We start from the raw sequence: 20493 nt of genomic DNA on the forward strand, positions 1-20493 counted from the left end.
TTTACACTATTATCATTAATATTGCAAAATAAGTTATTTTTAGGATATGATATATTAAGAAATTTGAAAAAGGAGAGATAAGATGTACGATATAGTAATAACTACTGCATTTGGAATAGAATCAGTTACAGCAAGCGAGCTTAAAGAATTAGGATATAGCGACTACAAGGTGGAAAACGGAAAAGTAACCTTAAAGGGAAAAGATGAAGATATTGCAAAGCTTAATATATATTTAAGAACAGCAGATAGGGTGTACATAAAGCTTAATGAATTTAAGGCAGAAACCTTTGAAGATCTTTTTCAAGGAACACTATCAATAAACTTCCCTGATTTTTTACCTAAAAATGCAAAGATGCACGTTATAGGAAAGTCTGTAAAATCAAAGCTTTTTAGTGTTTCAGACTGTCAGGCAATTGTAAAAAAAGCTGTTGTTGAGGCAATGAAGAGAAAATACAAAACCGATTGGTTTGAGGAGGATGGGCCTACATATAAAATAGAGGTTGCAATATTAAAGGATATAGCAACAATAAGCCTTGATACATCAGGTATAGGACTACATAAAAGAGGATATAGAACTATGGCAGGAGAGGCACCATTAAAGGAGACTTTAGCGGCTGCAATGGTACTTTTAAGTAAATGGACTCCTGATAGACAGTTAATTGATCCTTTTTGTGGTTCTGGAACAATTTTAATTGAGGCTGCATTAATAGGTAAAAATATTGCACCAGGTTTAAATAGAGGATTTGATGCAGAAAACTGGAACCATATAGATAAAAGGATATGGAAGGAGATTAGAGATAGAGCAAAGAGTGAAATAAATGACTTAGAGTTTAAACTATTAGGTCAAGATATAGATGGAAAGGTTCTAAAGGTTGCAAGGGAAAATATAAAAAGGGCAGGAGTTGAAGATTTAGTTTTTGTTCAAAAGCTTCCTATGGAGGAGTTAAGTTCTAAGAAAAAATATGGATGTATTATATGTAACCCTCCCTATGGTGAAAGAATAGGTGAGATTAGACAGGTTGAAAAGCTTTATAAAAAGATGGGAGAGGTATTTAGTAAATTAGATTCTTGGTCCTATTTTGTATTGACAAATCATTTAGATTTTGAAAAATTGTTTGGTAGGAAGGCGGATAAAAACAGGAAATTATACAATGGTAAACTACTTTGTTATTTATATCAATATTTTGGACCACTACCACCAAAAAGAAGAGAAGAGTAAAAATTTAATCTTTGTATAACAAATTATAAAAAAAATTAATAAAATAATTTTCGTTATTGAATGTATGAAGTTAAGCTGATATAATAGAAGTTGCTTTTTTCTAAAACAAAAATTAAGTTATGGAGTGAGTGAAGTGCCTGTAAGAATAGCAATTATCGGTGGTCCAAGATGTGGAAAAACAACACTTATCCAATATTTATATGCTGAAATGAAGATAATGGGACTAAATGTTGGATGTGCAACAGAATATTCAACAGAGTATCTTAAGGACAAGGGAATGATTGAACACCTTGCTGAACAATATGGCATCTATCTTGGCCAAGCAAGGCTTGAAAATGAACTTGAAGTGTTTGACTATGCTATAACAGACTATGCTACATTTCTACCTTACATTTATGGAAGGTTTATGCTTGGAAACAAAAAAAGAACAACAAAAGAAATTGAAATCTTAAAGGACCTTTATGCTCTTGCAATTAGGGATCTTCCAAAGTATGATTACATCTTTTTCCTACCAAGAGAGTTTGGATATGAAAAGGATGGAGTGAGATGGCAGGATGAAGAGACTGCTATAAAGGTGGATGAGGCGGTTAAGAATTTCTTAGATGCTGAAAATGTGCCATACATTACATTAGATGGTTCAACTAAAGAGAGAGCAAAGAAGATTTTTGAAATAATAGGACTAACTAAAAAGAGTAAAGAAGAAAAGGGTGCGTAATTTTTAGTGGCTAACAAAGGTATGATATTACCTTTGTTAGCCACTTTGTTTTGCTATTCATATATTGTTACAAATCTTATTGAATAAAAATCACACATAACTTTTGCATTTGAAGTAGTTTCTCTTATTACAACATAGCTTACACCAACTTCAAGTAGAATCCCTTCCTTATCAATAAAAAGGTTAGTTCCAATTAAAAAGTCTATCTTTACCTTTTTACCAATTTGTGTTCTTAAGTATGCTTGAGTGAAGTTTATGTTTTTTAGTGTGGGATCTTCATCTGGATTAACAGGTTGGAATGTTAGATCCTCTTGTCTGTCATCAACTAATGGGCAAGGATAGCGGTAGAAGGTTGGAACAAAATAAACTGGTTCAGCCTCTAAATTTGTATTCTTCTCTTGTATAGGTTCATTAGAATTTTTTTTACTCATAAAAGACCTCCTTATATCAAGTTTTTGCATACAAAGGCGTTGGATTATAGAAGCAGTGTTGAGCAATTCTCGTTACGTATATTCCTGTTTTTGTTTTAGGAAAATAGGTTGCACATACTGAACTATATGGGTTATAGTACCATAAAGCTCTTCCAAGTCCTGATAGTTTATTTCCCGATAATGCCCAGTCTGCGATTTGATAGTGAAAATCATCAGGACGCATATTATATATATTTTGTGGATTATATTGTCCATATACTGTAGTTAATGCACAAGTAAACTGAAAGGGCTGAAGTATAACACGGCGAAGACTACCTTGGCAGACTCTAAAATATTCACCGTAACTTACGTGTACTCTATTCATAACAACAGTTGCTACAGCCTTCATTCCAATTTCGCCTTCACCTTCTGCTTCGCATTTTATAAGCCTTGCGAATAATTCTCTATCGGATAATGGCATATAATCACCTCTTAAAATCCTAACTAATACTAATATATTCTAATTAATGAAAAAAAGTGATATTAAGTTTAAAATTACATTGTTAATAATGTGTATAGAATATTGAATATAAAAATTAATTTATTTAAAATAATAATTAAATAAAATAAAAAGGGGTGGTGGGATGAAAAAAATCTTTAAAATTAATGTAGTATTTCTCTTAATTATATTGCTTACTACATTGATTTCTAACGTCCCTTCTACTAAAACATTTAGTTCTATAAATAACAAAAAGGTTTATGCTGCAAAAATTAGCCCTGTAGGTTTACTAACAAATAAGTATACAACAGTTTTAAATTTAGAGATGAAAAAAAAGGCTCCGATTATAGTGTTATCCGCCAATGGATATACTGAAAAAATAACAGATGCTGCACTAAATAGAGCAATAAATACAACAAAAGATATTAATAATGTTGAAAATATAAGGGTAACAAAACATTATAGTATTAGTAAAAAGAAAAGGGTTTTTGTAGGATATTCATTAAAGATAAATTATAAAAAAGTACAAAATACATCTATTTTAAATCAAATTAATGGACAAGCTACAATAGATCAACAATCATATTTACAGAGGTTAGATTTTTTCCTTTTGGATAAGCACAAGGAATCAAATAATAAACTTAACTATGAAATTGCAAAGGCGATATTTGAGGGTAAAAGTTCAATATTTATAGATAAATCCCTTTACTCTGGTGATATTAAAATTCTATCGGCTGCTTTAGAGGATGTACTTTATTCATATTCTGATTTTGCATATCTTAGACAAATAAGATATTCTTCAGACTCAAAGGGCACAACACTAAATTTTGGATATTCACTAACTCAACAGGAAATTTTAAAGATGAATTTAGGGCTATATGATGTAATAAAAAATACTGCTTCAAAAATTGAAACAAAAGTAAATGAGGCAAATACTATTGAGGAAAAAATAAAAATTATTCACGACTATATTGCCTACAATTTAAGTTATGACGTTGATTTCCTAAAAACAGGTGATGAACAGCAATATGCAAGGGATTCCCACGCATACTATGCACTAACAACAAATAAGGCTATATGTGGTGGGTATTCATCGGCCTTTCAAAGATTAGCAAAGTATTTTGGAATAGATTCTATAATAGTAGTTGGTACATCAGATGGCGAAGGTCACGCTTGGAACAAAGTAAAGGTAGGAGATGCTTGGCTTCACGTTGATGTTACCTTTGATGATCCAATTATGTATGGTTATTCAAGTAAAAATGTGATACGGTATGATTATTTCCTAAAAACAGATGAAGAAATGTCTAAAACTCATAAATGGAATTAGAGTGTAAAAGGCGCCAAAGGGTGCCTTTTCTTTTGAGTATTTATTTGGTAACATTAATATATAATTTTGATTGGGGTGATGATATGAGGATTTACTCTTGGAATGTTAATGGACTTAGAGCAATTGCTCAAAAGAATTTTTTTGAATGGATAAAGGAAGAAAATCCAGATATTTTATGTATACAGGAAACAAAACTACAGGAAAATCAGCTAAAGGACGAATTAAAGAATATCGAGGGGTATTTTTCATATTTTAGCTTTGCAGATAAAAAAGGATATAGTGGTGTTGCTACATACACAAAGATTGAACCAAAGGCTGTTAAATATGGTATAGGAATTGAGGAGTTCGATAAAGAGGGCAGAATAGTTATAACAGAGTTTAATGAGTTTACTCTTTTAAATATATATTTTCCAAATGGGCAGATGAGTGATGAAAGGCTGGATTATAAATTAAGATTTTATGATGCAGTATTAGACTATTGTAATAGCGAAGTTGAAAAGGGTAAAAGACTTATAATATGTGGTGATTATAACACAGCCCACAGGGAGATTGACCTTAAAAATCCAAAGGCAAATGAAAAATATTCAGGATTTTTGCCCATTGAGAGGGCTTGGATAGATAAGTTTATTGAAAATGGGTATATAGATACCTTTAGATATTTTTATCCCGAAAAGGTTGAGTATACGTGGTGGAGCTATAAATTTAAAGCAAGAGAAAAAAATATAGGATGGAGGATTGATTATCATTTTGTTTCAAAGAATTTTATAGATAAAGTAAAGGATGTAAAGATACTAACTGATGTGATGGGGTCAGACCATTGTCCTATTATGATAGAGGTTGAAGGAGAGTAAAGAGTGCCTTTTGGCACTCCAGGCTGTTGAAAAAGTTATATTTTAATTAGCCCCATAAAGGATTTTAAGGCATCGGTTCATTTCGCCAAGCAATTCTAAGCTTTTCTTTGTTTGAAAAGTCCTACCCTCGCGATGCCATCGTCCTGATGGCCGCTCGGCTCGGCACGTCCTGTGCCGAGTTACGGACTTTTCCAAAGTCGAAAAGCTAAGAATTGCTAAAGCTCACGAAAGAGCCCATTGAAATCCATTCATAGGGATTTTTTACAATTTAGATAATAATTAGGTTTATCAACAATCTCAGAGTGCCTTTTGGCACTCTTTTTTGTATAAAAGTTGTGATTTTGGGGAATAATTTATAAGGAATTTTGATATAAGGGTGATGATATGATTATAGGAATCCCAAATGGACTTTTGAATATAAAATATCGTGATGCAATACAGGAATTTTTAAACACTATTGGGTTTACAACAGTTGTAAGTCCTAAAACTAATAAGGAAATACTTGACCTTGGAGTATTAAACTGCGTAGACGAGGCTTGTTTGCCTGTTAAGATATTTCACGGTCACGTTGAATATTTAAGGGATAGGTGTGATATAGTTTTAGTCCCAAGGATAATGAAATTAAATAAAAATGAGTTTATATGTCCTAAATTTTGTGGTTTACCTGAAATGGTTAAGTACTCACTTGATATTAAAAACATAATTTGCCCAACAATAACAGCCTACAATGAAAAGACTTTAAGAAATTCCCTATACAACTTTTCGAAAACCTTTAGAGTTGATAAAGAAAAATTTAAAAGGGCATATAAGGGTTTTAAGAGCAATATATACAAATATAACAAAACAAGCATATCTAACCCTAATTTAAGAGTACTGTTGCTTGGGCATCCTTATTTAATCTACGATGATTTTATTAATATGAATTTGGCAAAAAAGCTACATCAAAATGGGGTAGAAGTATTCACGGAGGATAATATAGAACCATATGATTATACCTATAGATTGATTAAAAAACCTTTTTGGACCTTTTTAAGAAGCACATACAACTGTGCAATTTCTCTTGTTGAAACAGGAAAAATAGATGGAATTATATATATTTCCTCTTTTGGGTGTGGTATAGATTCCTTTTCGATAGACTTGATTAAAAAGGATATAGGTAGTTTTCCATATCTTGTGCTTAAGATTGATGAGCATACAGGGGAAGCAGGTATCGATACACGAATAGAAGCATTCATCGATTTATTAAAGAGGAGGTCAAAAAATGAATATAACATTTCCTCACTTGGGTAATACATTTATTGCAGCTAAGGTACTATTTGATGCACTTGATGTTGAATATACAATTCCCCCAATCTCTACTAAAAAGACATTAGAAATAGGATGTCTACATTCTCCTGATGATATTTGCCTTCCCTTTAAGATAATGATTGGGAATTATATAGAAAGTATAGAAAGGGGTGCAGATACTGTTCTTATAACAGGAAGCTGTGGGCCCTGTAGATTTGGAGAATATTGTGAACTTCAAAAGAAGGTGCTTATGTCCTTAGGAAGGCAGATAAATTTTATTGTAATAGATGAGCCATCAAAAATAGGAATAAAAGAGTTTTTAAATAGATTAAGTAGTGTTGCAAAGGATAGCAGGCTTTCAACCTATAAAAAGATAAAGGCTCTAAATATGGCCCTAAAGGCAATCAATTTAATAGATGAAATAGAAAAAGAATGTAGATTTTTTGCTGGTTATGAAAAAAACAAAGGTGAATTTTCAAAACTTTTAAAGGATGTAAAAAGAGAAGCAATAGAATCAAAGGGAGCAGAAGGTACCTTAAAGGTATTAGAAAATTATAAAGACAAAGTGGATAGGATAGAAATAGATAACTTTAAAACACCAATAAAAATAGGCATTATAGGTGAAATATACACAATAATTGACTCACTATCCAATTTATACATAGAGGATATTCTTATGAATTTAGGTGTATCAACAAAAAGAACCCTTTATCCAAGTTGGTGGGTCAAAAATACTGCACTATCTGCACTTAAAATAAATAGAAGCCCTATATATAAAGAGGCAAAGCATTATTTAGGAATGTGTATAGGTGGACACGCACAGGAGTGTGTAGGAGAAGCAATGCTAAACTATAAAATGGGATTTGATGGTCTTATACAAATTTTTCCCGTTGGATGTATGCCGGAGATTGTGTCTAAGGCGATACTACCTGATATAGAGAAAAGATACAATATACCAATTCTTTCTTTAGTAGTAGATGAAATGACGGGAGAAGCTGGTTACTATACAAGAATTGAAGCCTTTTTGGATTTGATAGAGGGGAGGAAAAGGATGTGTATTTAGGAATAGATGTAGGTTCGGTTAGTACAGATATAGTTGTACTTGATGAAGATTTAAAATTAGTACATAAACTTTATTTAAGAACAAAGGGAAGGCCAATCAAGGTAATTCAAGAGGGGCTTTTAATTTTAAGTGAATTTTTTAAAGATGGTGATATAAAGGCAGTTGGAACAACAGGAAGTGGGAGATACTTAGCAAAGGTTTTAGTAGGTGGAGATATTGCAAAAAATGAAATTACATCCCACGCAGTTGCAGCAGTCAATTTAGATAAAGAGGTAAGAACAATAATAGAAATTGGAGGACAGGATAGTAAAATAATAACTATTGAAAATGGTGTAGTTACTGATTTTGCTATGAATACTGTTTGTGCAGCAGGTACAGGTTCCTTTTTGGATAGGCAGGCAGAGAGGCTTGAAATACCGATTGAACAGTTTGGAGAGTATGCATTAAAGTCTAAAAATCCGGTTAGAATAGCAGGAAGATGTGCTGTATTTGCTGAATCGGATATGATACATAAACAGCAGTTAGGATATGATGTTTCTGATATTATAGCAGGACTTTGTAGTGCACTTGCAAGAAATTTTATAAGCAATGTTGCAAAGGGTAAAAACATTAAGCCTAAAGTTTTCTTCCAGGGTGGGGTTGCAGCAAATATAGGTATGAAAAGGGCCTTTGAAGAACTATTAGATATGGAGGTCTTTGTACCAGAACATTATGATGTTATGGGAGCAATAGGTGCAGCAATTTTGGCAAAGGAACAGGTAGTTTTAAACAAAAAAACATCCTTTAGAGGTTTTGGAATTCACAATACTTTGATAATGCCAAATACGTTTAAGTGCAACGGGTGTTCAAATATGTGTGAGGTCGTAGAATTAAAAGAAGGAGAATATAAAATAGGTTATTTTGGAGATAAATGTGGAAGATGGAGTAGAGTTGCGGTATAATTAAAAAGGGTATGATAAAATGAAAAGAATTACAGAAATAGATTTATTTAGATTTATAGCAATTTTACTTATGGTCATCTTTCACATAGTCTATGATTTAAATGAGTTTATGGGTATAGATATTAACTATGAAGTTGGGTTTTGGTGTTATATAGGGAAAGTATCGGGATTGCTTTTTATCATAGTAGCTGGAATAAGTAGCAACTTAGGTAAAAGTCCAATTAAAAAAGCTTTAAAACTTTATATATTTGCATCAATTATAACGATTATTTCCTTTATCTTTTTTAAAGAAGAGTATATAAGGTTTGGTATATTACATTTTTTAGCTACTATGACTTTGCTTTCAGTTGTTTTAAACAAATTAAATACTTATTGGCTAATATTAATTCAATTAATAGCCTATTTTCTATATAGGATTACTCAGAGTATAAAGATAACAAACCCTTTTTTAATCCCCTTTGGTTTTACATATTATGGATTTGTATCGGTGGATTATTATCCTATTTTCCCATACATCATATACTACATACTGGGAATATTTATTTTTAGATCAGTATACAAAAGAGGAAAAAGAATTTTACCCTTTGAAGTTAAATCTAAATGTATTGAATTTATAAGCAGAAGGTCTCTTGAAATATATTTGCTTCATCAACCCCTTATCTTGGGAGTTTTATATTCAATAAAATTATTACAAAAATTAACTTTTTTAGTCTAAATTTAATTGTTTAATAGAGCTGCACCCTCCAAAAAATAAAACTATAAATAACAAACAGGAGGTGCAGCTTTATGTATTTAAAACCTATTGAACCCTTTAGAGAAATGGAAAGACTAAGAAGACAAATGGATAGTTTATTTTCCTTTGAAGATTTTGAAAGGCCAAGAATAGATGTAATTGAAACTGAAAATGAAGTTAAGGTTAAGGCAGAAATACCTGGAATATCAAAGGATGATTTGGATATTGTTGTTTATGATGAAGAGGTAAGAATTTCTGGTGAGTTTAAAAAGTCTGATGAATATAAGGATGAAAATTTAAGAAGAGTTGAAAGATATTATGGTAGTTTTTCAAGAGTGGTGCCTCTTCCAGCAGAGGTAAAGGCAGAGGAGGCAAAAGCAGAATATAAGGATGGAATACTAACCTTAACTATACCTAAATCAGATAGACAAACAAGTAGGGGTAAAAGAATAAAGCTGCAGTGAGGACACATCCTCACTGTTTTTTAACATTAAAATTTTTAAAGCTTTAAATATTATAATAATGTGATATAATTAAATAAAATAATAGAAAATGATTATTTATTAGAAAAATGAATAGACGGAGGTGTAGTATGAAGGTTAAAATAAAAGATGAGGTTTTAAAGGACCTGAAGGAGGAACTTCAAAAAAGAGGAAAAACAGCAGTTAGAATATCATTAGAGGGTTTTGGTTGAGGAGGCCCAAGGTTTGGAGTTGTTCTGGATGAACAACGTGAAAATGATGATGTATTTGAGTATGAAGGAGTAAAGTTTGTAGCGGATAATGAGTTCGCATTCCTTATAAATGATTTTGAAATAAACAAGGACTATAGAGGATTTAGAATTGGTGGAAGAAGCTATTGTTAAGGGGTTGAAGTTCAACCCCTTTAAATTTGGAGGTGGTATTATGGTTAATAGTAATTGTAAAAAATGCATATATTTTAAAGAGGGAAAATGTAATGGTGAAGATGTAAGTTGCATTTGTAAGTTTTGCCCAAGAAATATAAGTATATGTATAACAACAAGATGGTGTAGAGAGACTGAATCACCAGTAACCTTTGATGATTGAAATATAAAAATTAATTTAAAATCCCCTTTAAATATATCAAAATATTTAAAATTGTGATATAATTTTATCAAAAGGTATAAAGGGGGATTCTATGAACAAGAATTATAGATTGCATTATCTATTTATTTTCATATTTTTAAGCTTTATTGTATTTGGAATTGTACACGATGGATTAATAAATGTAGTTTATGGCTTAGGAAGGATTATAAAGGAGCCAGACATATTAATAACAGACTACTTTGAAGTAGGTGGAATAGGTGCAACCTTTGTTAATGCAGGTTTGATTGGTATAATAAATACTTTAATTTTTCTAATCTTAAAGGCAAAGGCAAACGGTGCAATAACCGCTGCTATTTGGACAAGTGTTGGATTTGCAATGTTTGGTAAAAACATAGTAAATATTTGGCCAATTATGTTTGGTGTATGGCTATATTCAAAATACAAAAGGGAGAGCTTTTTAAACTATGCACTTATTGCGATATTCTCAACAAATCTTTCACCAACTCTTATTCAATTTAGAGGTCTTGAAATAGTTCATCCTTATTTTAGTATGATACTTGGCATATTGATATCTATATTTATTGGATTTATTTTTCCACCCCTTGCGGCCTATTGTTTAAAATTTCATCAGGGCTATTGCCTATACAATACTGGGCTTACCGCAGGATTTATAGCTACGATATTAGTTAGTAATGTAAGAGCCTTTGGTGGAGACATACCCAAAAGGCTATTATGGTATAATAATAGAGATGTAGGTGTAGAATTTATACTTTTATTAATTTTCTTAATTATGATTTTATATTCTATTAAGATTGGTGGTAAAATAAAAGTTGATGAATTAAAGGAATTAAATAAGACTTCAGGTAAGCTTGTTACAGATTTTACAGTATTATATGGAGAAGATGTAGCACTTTTAAATATGGGCATTATGGGTATTGTATATATGTCTTTTACATTATTAATTAGCAATTTAAATGGACCAATTATAGGTGGTTTGTTTACAATAGTTGGATTTTCTGCTCTGGGAAAACATTTAAATAATACATTACCAGTTGTATTGGGTGCAGCGATATCTTCATACTTAAATGTACACAGTTTAACTTCTCCAGCCGTTTTACTGGCAATGCTTTTCTGTACTACATTGGCACCAATAGCAGGAGAATTTGGACCTATATGGGGTATGGTTGCAGGATTCTTACACGTTTCAATGGCATTAAGTGTAGGTTATCTTCACGCAGGACTTAATCTTTATAACAATGGTTTTGCAGGTGGGCTTGTTGCAATGTTTTTAATTCCTTTAATAAGTGCCTATCGTGAAAGGAGAAATGCGTAAAAATGTTGAGCAAAGAGAGAAAAAAAGTTTTAAGGATAATGGATGAGCTTAACAAATATTTTATAGAAAATACAGATACGTGTCATATAACTTCTACATTGGATTTTAATAAAGAAACCACAATAAGGTTTAGGGTACATCTTAAGGATAAAGAGGAGATAGAAAGAGTAAAACAAAAACTTGAAAAGATATTTTCAGTTCAAAGATATAGAGAAGTTGAGGAACTTTATTGGAATTTAACCGGAGATGCATATACTTCAGATGAAACTAACTTAGTTGGTATGATGGTTGATGAATTTTCTATAGAAGTAGAAGATAATGTTTTAATACTTTACTTAATTAGGAGGTAATAATTTGAAGGGGGCTATTATCTATTTTTCAGGTACTGGAAATACTGAGTTTGTTGCTAAATTATTCAAAAAGGCATTTGAAGAAAAAGGATATGAAATGGATTTAATAGAGGTTACTAAGCAAATAAAGTTCAAAGATGATTATTCCATTTTGGTATTTGGAAGTTGTATTCATTCAGAAGTTTTTCCAGATGTTTATATGAGATGGATAGACAAAAACATATTAAATGGAAATAGCAGAAGGTGTATTGTATTTTCTACCCAAGCAGCTAAATCAGCAGCAGGTGCAAATATATTATCAGATACATTAAAAAAGAGAGGATTTAATGTTAGTATTGTAGAACATATTGTAATGCCTAACAATTTTTATGTGGTTGCATTTGGTAAAGATACTAAAGAAGAAGTAAAACAAAAGACTAAAAAAGCTGAAGAGTTGGTGTATGAAATAGTAGACTCTTTTCTAAAAGATATAAAAAAAATCAAAGAAGTATCAGAGATTAGAAAAAGATATGGGAATTTAGCTTACAGCTTTTTTAAAAAATATGCTAAAACTTGGGCGATGAAAAAAATCAGTGTAGATTATGATTTGTGCGTTAAATGTTTGAAATGTGTTAGTAATTGTCCAACAAAAAACATAAATTTTAAAGATGAAATAGAATTTCAAGATAAATGCATTTGTTGTCAGAGATGTATACATCAGTGCCCCGTAAATGCTTTTAAATATAAAGGCAAACATTTTGAACAATATAAAATATAAAGAGGTGTTATTATGAAGGGGTGTTTGGTTGGCTATTTTGATGATAAAAATAGGGGAATGGCAGATGTTATTTCAAAGGTTTTAGGGCCTTCTATATGTATTAATTTGAAGAAAGAGCAAGGAATTGACTTTGACTTAATAAATTTTTGTGTATTTATTTTAGATAGTGAAGAAGAATGCGTTTTAAAATTTTTTATAGAGAATTTAAGTTCTATTAAACAAATACATAAGGCCTTTTTAATTATTGGTGAAAATGAACTTTTAGTTCCAATAAGGCAACTATTTAAAGATATAGATAAAGAGATATTGGTAGATGAACAAAGTATAGAAATAATATGCAAAGTAGCAAAAGAGTTAAAAACACTAAGGGATAAAGTAGTTATAAAAAGAATGCCAAATGAAAAATTAAGATTTTTTGTTGAGGAATATCTTAATAGCAATACAACTTGTACTTTAACAACCTGTGGAATAGAAGTTAGGGCAACTCCAATTGAATACACCTATAAAGATGGATATTTATATTTCTTAACAGAGGGTGGAGAAAAGTTTGCTAATATTTATTTGAATAACAGAGTATCTGTTGCAATATATGATAAATACCAAGGTATGAATAAACTCTTTGGTATGCAGATTGAGGGTGAAGTCTCTTTTGTTGAGTTTGCTTCAAATGAATATAAAAAAATTGTTGATTTAAAGGGATATAAGTTTGAAAATATAGTAAACCTACCGTTTAAGCTTAATATGATAAAAGTTAAAATAAATAAAGTTGAATTTTTAAATTCAAAATTTAAACAGATGGGATATGATGCAAAACAAATATTTTATTTTTAGGTGATAAAATGAGTAGATTGATATGTATAAAATATGAGGATAAAGAGGGGATACAATTATCGGTAGAGCAGGTTGAGGTCTTAAAGGATGGAGGAATAAAGGGAGCATATAAAAAGGGAAAAGAGGTTTTAGACTGTGTGATTTATTTTGATGAAAAAATAAACCTAAAGGGATTATGCAGCAGACGCTTTAAATATAATCTGTTGTTTGATGAAGTGGTAAATCTAAATAAAGGACAGAATTTTAAAATAGGAGATATAGAGTTTGTAGTTTTAAGGAATAAAGAGTGCTTTGCTGAATGTGAACTTGTAGAGCAAAAAGCCTATTGTCCTTTAAGAAATGCTGTTTTTATAAGGGCTTTAGAGAGTGGAATTATTAAAGTAGGATATGAAATAAAGAAGTAAATATGGGCCTTTGGCCCATATTTACTTCTTTGCTAATTTGTTATAGATTAGGATGAGTCCAGAGATACCTACAAGTGCATAGATTACTCTTGATAATACAGCTTCTGCACCACCAAAGATTGCAGCAACAAGGTCAAATCCGAAGAATCCAACAAGTCCCCAGTTGATTGCACCAATAAGTACAAGAACAAAGGCAACCTTGTAAAGCTTATTCATAATAGGACCTCCTAATATTACTTACACTATAATTATATTTAATGTATAATATAAATATTACTAAACATATAATTTTTTAGGAGGTGGAGATTTTGAAAAGGATAATAAATTTAATAGTATTTATATTATTGGCTTTTGGGCTTTTGATTGTATATAAAAACATAGAGAAAAATAATGGATTAAACATAGAGGCAATAAACAAACTTTCAGATATTAAATTGGAAGACGTAAAAAAGATTGTAAAATCAGAAAATCTTGATTTATCAAAGATTGATAAGGAAAAACAGGAAAGTATTCTATCAATTATAAAAGGTTTTGACCTAATAGACTTTAACAGCTTAAATAAGTTTATAGAACAGGGGAAGAATTTAACAGGTACAGCAAAACAGCTCTATACAGATATAATATACAATAAATACAAGAAAAACCCTGATTCCTTTATGAAGGAGATTTTAAAGCTTGATTCTGATGATATGACAAAGCTTCTAAAAACCTTTGCAGATAAGTATTTAGAAAAGCCAAAGATAGTTGATGACTTAGAAAAATTATTAAAGGATGATAGTATAAGTGATAGTGATAAGAAAAAAATACAGGAGACAATAAAACAACTCAAAAAAGATTGACTCAAAATAAAAAATATGGTATTATAATAAAAACCTTTAAAAACAGTCCAGAGAGGCTGGGAAGGTTGAGAAAGTCAATGGGTGTATTATGCCTTCCCGCAGGGGAAGGCTTTTTTATACCTTTAAATTAGCCCCGTGAGGCTAAAAAGGAGGAGATAATGTGTTAAAGGGAAGACATTTAATTGACCCTATGGATTTTACAACTTCTGAGCTTGATGAAATCTTTTCACTGGCAGAAAAGATAATTGAGGACGAAGGCAGATTTAAGGATGCCTGCAGAGGGAAACTATTAGCAACTCTTTTTTATGAACCAAGTACAAGGACAAGATTTAGTTTTGAGGCAGCGATGCTTAGACTCGGTGGAAGCGTTATAGGCTTTTCAGAACCTAACTCATCTTCAGTTGCAAAGGGAGAAAGCATAAGAGACACAATTAGAACCATCTCTTGTTATGCAGATATTGCAGTTATGAGGCATCCTAAAGAGGGGGCACCAAAACTTGCTTCAATGTATTCATCTATCCCTGTTATAAATGCAGGTGATGGAGGACATCAACATCCAACTCAAACATTAACAGATCTATTAACAATAAAATGTCTAAAGGGCCAATTTTCAAATCTTACAATTGGTCTTTGTGGAGATTTGAAATTTGGTAGAACAGTTCATTCCTTAATTAAGGCCACGTCAAGATATGAAAATAATAGGTTCGTATTAATATCCCCAAAGGAACTTAGAGTACCAGATTATATACGAAAAGAGGTATTAGATAAAAATAATATACAGTATGTAGAGGTTGAAAGATTAGAGGATGTAATAGGAGAACTTGACATACTCTATATGACACGTATTCAGAGGGAGAGATTTTTCAATGAGGAAGAATATTTAAGGCTAAAGGATAGCTATATACTTGATATGGATAAGGTAAATAGAGCAAAGGAAGATATGATTATAATGCATCCACTCCCAAGGGTAAATGAAATAGACTATGAGGTAGATGAAGATAAAAGGGCCTGCTACTTTAAACAGGCAAAGTACGGAATGTATGTTAGAATGGCACTTATTATGAAGCTTTTGGGGGTGGAAGAAAATGCTTAATATAGATAGTATTAAAAATGGAATTGTAATTGACCATATTAAAGCTGGTCTTGGAATACACATATTTAAATATTTAGGTCTTGATAGAGCAGATTATAATGTTGCACTTATTAAAAACGCTGAGAGCAATAAGCTTGGAAGAAAGGATATTATAAAAATAGAAAACATAATTGAATTAAACTATGATGTTTTAGGCTTGATAGACTCAAATATAACAATAAACATAATAGAGGATGAAGTTATAACAAAGAAGATAAAGCTTAACCTTCCTGAAGAGGTTGTTAATATCATAAAATGTAAAAACCCAAGATGTGTAACCTCCATTGAGCCTAATATAAAACATATATTCTACCTTGTCGATAAGCAAAGGGGAGAATATCGATGTTTATATTGTGATGAGGCTTATTCAAATATGGAGGTGTAGTATGAATATTTTAATTAAAAATGTTAGGGTTGTAGATTTTAATAAGGATGAAATATTAGATGTTTATATAGAAAATGGAGTAATTAAGGAAGTTAGAACAAATATTAATAAGGACTGTAAAGTTGTTGATGGGAAGGGCCTTGTGCTTCTTCCCTCCTTTGTGGATATGCACTGTCACTTTAGAGATCCTGGGTTTACCTATAAAGAGAATATATTAACAGGCAGTTTAGCTGCTGTAAAGGGAGGATATACAGGGGTAAACTTAATGGGGAACACAAACCCGCCCTGCTCAAATAGCAATATTTTAGAATACGTCATATCAAAGGCTAAGGAAGTCAATCTAATTGACATACATCAAACTGTTACGATTACAAGAAATATGGAAGGCAAAGATATTTCACATCTTGATGAATTAAGGTTCCCAACAAGGTTTATATCAGATGACGGTAGGGGAGTATTAAGAAGTAAGGTTATGCTGGATGCTATGATGAAGGCAAAGAAGATGGGCATAACTGTAATTTCCCACGCAGAGGATGAGGAAATTTCAAAGATTGATACGAGGCTATCAGAAAACATAATGACTATTAGAGACATATCCCTTGCTAAGTTTACAGGGACACCTCTCCATATTGCCCACGTTAGTACTAAGGAATCAATAAATGAGATAATAAGGGCAAAGGAGGAGGGAGTAAATGTGACCTGTGAGGTTACTCCGCATCATATAGCATTATATGATAATGATTACAAGGTTAATCCTCCAATTAGAGAAAAGGAGGATGTAGATAGATTAATATATGCTATAAAGAATGATTATGTAGATGTAATTGCAACTGACCACGCACCCCATACAAGGGAGGATAAAGAAAAAGGAGCACCAGGCATTTCAGGCCTTGAGACTGCCTTTTCAGTTTGCTACACATATCTTGTAAAAAATGGACACATAGATTTAAAAAAATTAAGCAGGCTTATGTCTAAAAATCCTGCAAAACTTATGGGATTTAATAAGGGGCAAATAGATGCAGGATTTGATGGAGATGTTATTTTGGTGGATTTAAATAAAAAATATAGGGTGGATTCTAAAGGATTTGTTTCAAAGGGCAAAAATACACCCTTTGATGGTATGGAACTGTTTGGAGAAGTTGTAATGACAATAAAGTCAGGCAGGATTGTTTATAAAAGAGGTGATGAGGATGATAATAGACAAGTTATATAAATTTGTAGAAGAAAGAGGCCCTGTGTGTGTAGGGCTTGATACTTCAATCAATTATATACCAGAAGAATTTCTGAAAAAACATAAGGATGAGTATAGTGCTTTATTTGAGTTCAACAGAAGTATAATTGATGCAACTTATGATATATCTGCCTGCTATAAGGTGCAGATAGCATACTACGAGGCACTTGGAGTGGAGGGACTTAAGGTTTATAAAGAAACACTAAAATATATAAAGGAAAAGGGACTAATTGCAATATGTGATATAAAAAGAAGCGATATATCAAGTACAGCAAGAATGTATGCAAAGGCACACTTTGAGGGGGACTTTGAGGGGGATTTTATAACACTAAATCCCTATATGGGATTAGACAGCGTAGAAGAATATTTAAATTATGTAAAGGAGAAGGAAAAGGGGATATTTTTACTCCTTAAAACATCCAATAAAGGTTCAAGTGATATACAGATGATGAAGCTTGAGGATGGAAAAAGAGTATATGAGCAGGTAGGGGATTTGTTTAATAAGGTGGCTGAAGGATATAAAGGTGAGTGTGGGTACAGCAGTATAGGCTTTGTTGTTGGGTGCACAGATACAAAGGAGGCAGCTAACATAAGAGAAAGATATAAAGATAGTTTCTTTTTAATACCAGGTTATGGTGTACAGGGAGGAACCTCTGAGGATGTAAGAAGGCTTATGAAGGGGAAGAATGGTGGAGTTGTAAATTCCTCCAGGGGAATACTCCTTGCCTATAAGAAATATGGAGATGATTTTGATGTAGCTGCAAGAAAAGAAGTATTAAGGATGAGGGAGGAGATTTTAAATGGAATATAAAGAGGTTTTAGTCTATTCAAATGTAAAGGTTCAGGATGATATATATGTTTTAAGTTTGGAAATAGAGGATGATGTAAGGGCAGGACAATTTTATATGCTTAAGGCTTGGGAGGATGAACCTATCCTTGCAAGGCCTATAAGTGTTCATAGTAGTGAAAATGGTATAGTAAAGTTTGCTTATCAGGTAAAGGGAAGAGGTACAAAAATATTAAGCAGTTTAAAGGCAGAAGATAAAGTATATGTATTAGGGCCAGTTGGAAATGGACTCTATACTGAAAAGTTTAAAGGCAAAATAGCACTTATATCTGGTGGAATAGGAATTGCACCGATGCTTCAGATTGCAAAGTGTTTAGATGGAGAGGTTGACCTTTATGCAGGATTTAATAAAAGTCCGTATCTAATAGATGAGTTTAAAAAATACTGCAAGAATATATACATTGCTTCTGAAAGGGATACAGCCTACTACAGAGGATTTATAACAGAAATATTTAACCCCTTTGAATACAATGTTGTAATTTGTTGTGGCCCAGAGCCTATGATGAAGAGGGTTGTTGATATGTGTAAAATTTATGCAACACCTGTATATGTGCTTATGGAAAATAAGATGGCTTGTGGTGTGGGTGCCTGCCTTGGATGTACCTGCAACACAAAGGAAGGCAAAAAAAGAGTGTGTGTAGATGGACCAGTATTTAAAGGAACGGATGTGGTTTTCAGTGCTTAATGTTAAATTCTGTGGAGTTGATTTTAAAAATCCTGTGCTTGTGGCATCGGGAACCTTTGGATTTGGAGTTGAATATGATGGAATAATTGATATAACAAGGCTTGGTGGACTTATAACAAAGGGGCTAACATTAAATAAAAAGGAAGGAAACGAAGGTGTAAGGATACACGAGGTAAGGGGAGGAATGTTAAACAGCATAGGACTACAAAACCCTGGTATAGATGAGTTTATAGAAAAACACCTTCAAAGGATGAAGGAGTTTAAAGTACCAATAATTGTAAACTTAGGAGGCTCCTCCATAGAGGATTATGTAAAGGGAGCAGAAAAATTAGATAAAACAGAAATTGATATGATTGAATTAAACATATCCTGTCCAAATGTAAAAGAAGGTGGTATGAACTTTGGAATAAAATCAAGTATAGCAAAAGAGGTTGTAAATAGGGTAAGAGAGGTAACAAAAAAGCCTCTTATGGTTAAGCTATCTCCTAATGCAGAGGATATTGTTGATATGGCTGTAAAGTGTGTAGAGGCAGGTGCTGATGCCATATCATTGGTAAATACCTTTAAGGGGATTGCGGTAGATATATATAAAAGAAAGCCGGTATTTAACAATATATTTGCTGGTTATTCAGGCCCTGCCATAAAGCCAATTGCACTACGAATGGTATATGAGGTTTCTAAGGCAGTTGATGTTCCGGTTTGTGGGCTTGGTGGAATTGTTGACTATAAGGATGCAATTGAATTTATAATGGCAGGTGCACACCTAATACAAATAGGTACAGCAAACTTTATATACCCAAGAGCAAGTATTGAAATAATAGAAGGAATTGAAAAATTTATGATAGAGCAAAATATAAAGTCTTTAGATGAAATAAGAGGAATGATATAGGAGGGGTATTATGATAAATATATTTAAAGAGACAGGAGCAATATTAGAGGGACATTTTCTACTGTCATCAGGAAGGCACAGCAATAGATATATGCAGTGTGCAAAGGTACTTATGTATCCAGATAAGGCAGAGAAGGTTGTAAAGGAGGTTGTTGAAAAAATAAAGCATTTAGATATAGATGTTGTAGTAGGCCCTGCAATGGGGGGAATAATAGTTGCATACGAAATAGGAAGGCAGCTAAATAAAAGGGCCATCTTTACAGAAAGAGAAGATGGTATAATGAAGCTAAGAAGGGGATTTGAAATTAAAAAGGGAGAAAGGGTACTTATTGCAGAGGATGTTGTAACAACAGGAAAATCATCCCTTGAGGTTGCAGATGTTGTTAAGGAATGTGGTGGAGAGGTTGTTGGAATAGCCTGTCTTGTTGATAGAACAGTAGGGGATGTAGGATACCCTGTGTATAGTGCATTAAAGATAGAATTAGAAACCTTTGAACCAGATAATTGTCCACTATGTAAACAAGTAATACCATATATAAAACCTGGAAGCAGGAAATAGTGCCACCCAAGTGAAATGTGACATTATCCAATAATAGGAATTGTTTTCAGAAATCTACAACATATTCAACAAATATTAATTAAAAATAAAAAATTGATTTATATTTGAATCAGATATAAAACAAAAATTAATGCAAATA

Annotated in this window: 26 protein-coding genes; 23 read left to right on the forward strand and 3 right to left on the reverse strand. The window is 32.1% G+C overall.

What is annotated here, in order from left to right; translation table 11 throughout:
- Positions 1-82 precede the first annotated feature (82 nt).
- Positions 83-1219: a class I SAM-dependent RNA methyltransferase gene (locus A3M9_RS0102390; RefSeq protein WP_027307783.1), complete on the forward strand. Its 1137-nt coding sequence runs from the start codon at positions 83-85 to the stop codon at positions 1217-1219.
- A 133-nt stretch (positions 1220-1352) separates the two neighbouring features.
- On the forward strand, positions 1353-1934 hold the full coding sequence (locus A3M9_RS0102395) for an AAA family ATPase (RefSeq protein WP_027307784.1): 582 nt from the start codon (positions 1353-1355) through the stop codon (positions 1932-1934).
- A 53-nt stretch (positions 1935-1987) separates the two neighbouring features.
- On the opposite strand, the gene A3M9_RS14065 is transcribed toward A3M9_RS0102395, so the two are convergent.
- Both A3M9_RS14065 and A3M9_RS0102405 read right to left on the reverse strand, forming a co-directional pair.
- Positions 1988-2365: a hypothetical protein gene (locus A3M9_RS14065; RefSeq protein ID WP_051350557.1), complete on the reverse strand. Its 378-nt coding sequence runs from the start codon at positions 2363-2365 to the stop codon at positions 1988-1990.
- Between the two features lie 16 nt (positions 2366-2381).
- Positions 2382-2825 (reverse strand): cell wall hydrolase, encoded by a 444-nt coding sequence (locus tag A3M9_RS0102405; RefSeq protein ID WP_027307785.1) that lies wholly within the window; start codon positions 2823-2825, stop codon positions 2382-2384.
- Between the two features lie 163 nt (positions 2826-2988).
- Between A3M9_RS0102405 and A3M9_RS14070 the strand changes: the two genes are divergently transcribed.
- The 13 genes from A3M9_RS14070 to A3M9_RS0102475 all read left to right on the forward strand — a co-directional run bounded on the left by A3M9_RS14070 (position 2989) and on the right by A3M9_RS0102475 (position 13787).
- Positions 2989-4170: a transglutaminase domain-containing protein gene (locus tag A3M9_RS14070; protein ID WP_027307786.1), complete on the forward strand. Its 1182-nt coding sequence runs from the start codon at positions 2989-2991 to the stop codon at positions 4168-4170.
- 83 nt (positions 4171-4253) lie between these two features.
- A complete protein-coding gene (locus A3M9_RS0102415) occupies positions 4254-5021 on the forward strand; it encodes an exodeoxyribonuclease III (protein WP_027307787.1) in 768 nt (255 codons plus the stop codon).
- A gap of 384 nt (positions 5022-5405) precedes the next feature.
- Positions 5406-6311: an acyl-CoA dehydratase activase-related protein gene (locus tag A3M9_RS0102420; RefSeq protein WP_027307788.1), complete on the forward strand. Its 906-nt coding sequence runs from the start codon at positions 5406-5408 to the stop codon at positions 6309-6311.
- Positions 6283-7371: a 2-hydroxyglutaryl-CoA dehydratase gene (locus A3M9_RS0102425; protein ID WP_027307789.1), complete on the forward strand. Its 1089-nt coding sequence runs from the start codon at positions 6283-6285 to the stop codon at positions 7369-7371. Before A3M9_RS0102420 ends, A3M9_RS0102425 begins: the two co-directional genes overlap by 29 nt.
- Entirely contained in the window at positions 7362-8312 is a 951-nt protein-coding gene (locus A3M9_RS0102430) for an acyl-CoA dehydratase activase (protein WP_027307790.1), read from the forward strand. Before A3M9_RS0102425 ends, A3M9_RS0102430 begins: the two co-directional genes overlap by 10 nt.
- 19 nt (positions 8313-8331) lie before the next feature.
- Complete coding sequence (locus tag A3M9_RS0102435) at positions 8332-9027, forward strand: heparan-alpha-glucosaminide N-acetyltransferase (RefSeq protein WP_027307791.1); 696 nt, start codon at positions 8332-8334, stop codon at positions 9025-9027.
- 71 nt (positions 9028-9098) lie between these two features.
- Positions 9099-9509, forward strand: coding sequence for an Hsp20/alpha crystallin family protein (locus A3M9_RS0102440; RefSeq protein ID WP_027307792.1), 411 nt, complete (start codon positions 9099-9101; stop codon positions 9507-9509).
- A 441-nt stretch (positions 9510-9950) separates the two neighbouring features.
- Positions 9951-10112, forward strand: a complete 162-nt coding sequence (locus A3M9_RS14760) for a hypothetical protein (protein ID WP_027307793.1) — start codon at positions 9951-9953, stop codon at positions 10110-10112.
- Positions 10113-10203: 91 nt separating this feature from the next.
- Positions 10204-11445, forward strand: a complete 1242-nt coding sequence (locus A3M9_RS0102455) for a DUF1576 domain-containing protein (protein WP_027307794.1) — start codon at positions 10204-10206, stop codon at positions 11443-11445.
- Positions 11446-11447: 2 nt separating this feature from the next.
- A complete protein-coding gene (locus A3M9_RS13025) occupies positions 11448-11795 on the forward strand; it encodes a hypothetical protein (RefSeq protein ID WP_035165680.1) in 348 nt (115 codons plus the stop codon).
- Positions 11796-11799: 4 nt separating this feature from the next.
- A complete protein-coding gene (locus tag A3M9_RS0102465) occupies positions 11800-12552 on the forward strand; it encodes an EFR1 family ferrodoxin (RefSeq protein ID WP_027307795.1) in 753 nt (250 codons plus the stop codon).
- Between the two features lie 12 nt (positions 12553-12564).
- Positions 12565-13383, forward strand: a complete 819-nt coding sequence (locus tag A3M9_RS14075; RefSeq protein WP_051350558.1) for a pyridoxamine 5'-phosphate oxidase family protein — start codon at positions 12565-12567, stop codon at positions 13381-13383.
- An 8-nt stretch (positions 13384-13391) separates the two neighbouring features.
- The gene (locus tag A3M9_RS0102475; RefSeq protein ID WP_027307796.1) at positions 13392-13787 is read left to right on the forward strand and encodes a hypothetical protein; all 396 of its coding nucleotides are present in this window, start codon (positions 13392-13394) and stop codon (positions 13785-13787) included.
- A gap of 21 nt (positions 13788-13808) precedes the next feature.
- Here the strand turns inward: A3M9_RS0102475 and A3M9_RS0102480 are convergent, their stop codons facing one another.
- On the reverse strand, positions 13809-14003 hold the full coding sequence (locus A3M9_RS0102480) for a DUF378 domain-containing protein (protein WP_027307797.1): 195 nt from the start codon (positions 14001-14003) through the stop codon (positions 13809-13811).
- Between the two features lie 92 nt (positions 14004-14095).
- Here A3M9_RS0102480 and A3M9_RS0102485 point away from each other — a divergent pair, with 92 nt between their 5' ends.
- The 8 genes from A3M9_RS0102485 (at position 14096) to pyrE (ending at position 20354) form a co-directional block, all read left to right on the forward strand.
- The gene (locus A3M9_RS0102485) at positions 14096-14626 is read left to right on the forward strand and encodes a hypothetical protein (RefSeq protein ID WP_027307798.1); all 531 of its coding nucleotides are present in this window, start codon (positions 14096-14098) and stop codon (positions 14624-14626) included.
- 160 nt (positions 14627-14786) lie between these two features.
- Positions 14787-15719, forward strand: a complete 933-nt coding sequence (pyrB, locus tag A3M9_RS0102495) for an aspartate carbamoyltransferase (protein ID WP_027307799.1) — start codon at positions 14787-14789, stop codon at positions 15717-15719.
- Positions 15712-16143 carry an aspartate carbamoyltransferase regulatory subunit gene (locus tag A3M9_RS0102500; RefSeq protein ID WP_027307800.1) on the forward strand — a complete coding sequence of 144 codons (432 nt, stop codon included), beginning with the start codon at positions 15712-15714 and terminating at the stop codon, positions 16141-16143. The genes pyrB and A3M9_RS0102500 overlap by 8 nt, the downstream gene beginning before the upstream one ends.
- Position 16144: 1 nt before the next feature.
- Entirely contained in the window at positions 16145-17356 is a 1212-nt protein-coding gene (locus A3M9_RS0102505; RefSeq protein ID WP_027307801.1) for a dihydroorotase, read from the forward strand.
- On the forward strand, positions 17334-18185 hold the full coding sequence (gene pyrF / locus A3M9_RS0102510) for an orotidine-5'-phosphate decarboxylase (RefSeq protein ID WP_027307802.1): 852 nt from the start codon (positions 17334-17336) through the stop codon (positions 18183-18185). The genes A3M9_RS0102505 and pyrF overlap by 23 nt, the downstream gene beginning before the upstream one ends.
- Positions 18175-18906, forward strand: a complete 732-nt coding sequence (locus A3M9_RS0102515; RefSeq protein ID WP_027307803.1) for a dihydroorotate dehydrogenase electron transfer subunit — start codon at positions 18175-18177, stop codon at positions 18904-18906. The genes pyrF and A3M9_RS0102515 overlap by 11 nt, the downstream gene beginning before the upstream one ends.
- Positions 18863-19795 carry a dihydroorotate dehydrogenase gene (locus tag A3M9_RS0102520; RefSeq protein ID WP_156897860.1) on the forward strand — a complete coding sequence of 311 codons (933 nt, stop codon included), beginning with the start codon at positions 18863-18865 and terminating at the stop codon, positions 19793-19795. The genes A3M9_RS0102515 and A3M9_RS0102520 overlap by 44 nt, the downstream gene beginning before the upstream one ends.
- A 10-nt stretch (positions 19796-19805) precedes the next feature.
- Positions 19806-20354 (forward strand): orotate phosphoribosyltransferase, encoded by a 549-nt coding sequence (pyrE, locus tag A3M9_RS0102525; RefSeq protein ID WP_035165681.1) that lies wholly within the window; start codon positions 19806-19808, stop codon positions 20352-20354.
- The last annotated feature ends 139 nt before the right edge of the window (positions 20355-20493 follow it).

It is taken from the genome of Caloramator sp. ALD01, assembly GCF_000472625.1.
Taxonomy (GTDB): domain Bacteria; phylum Bacillota; class Clostridia; order Clostridiales; family Caloramatoraceae; genus Thermobrachium; species Thermobrachium proteoclasticum.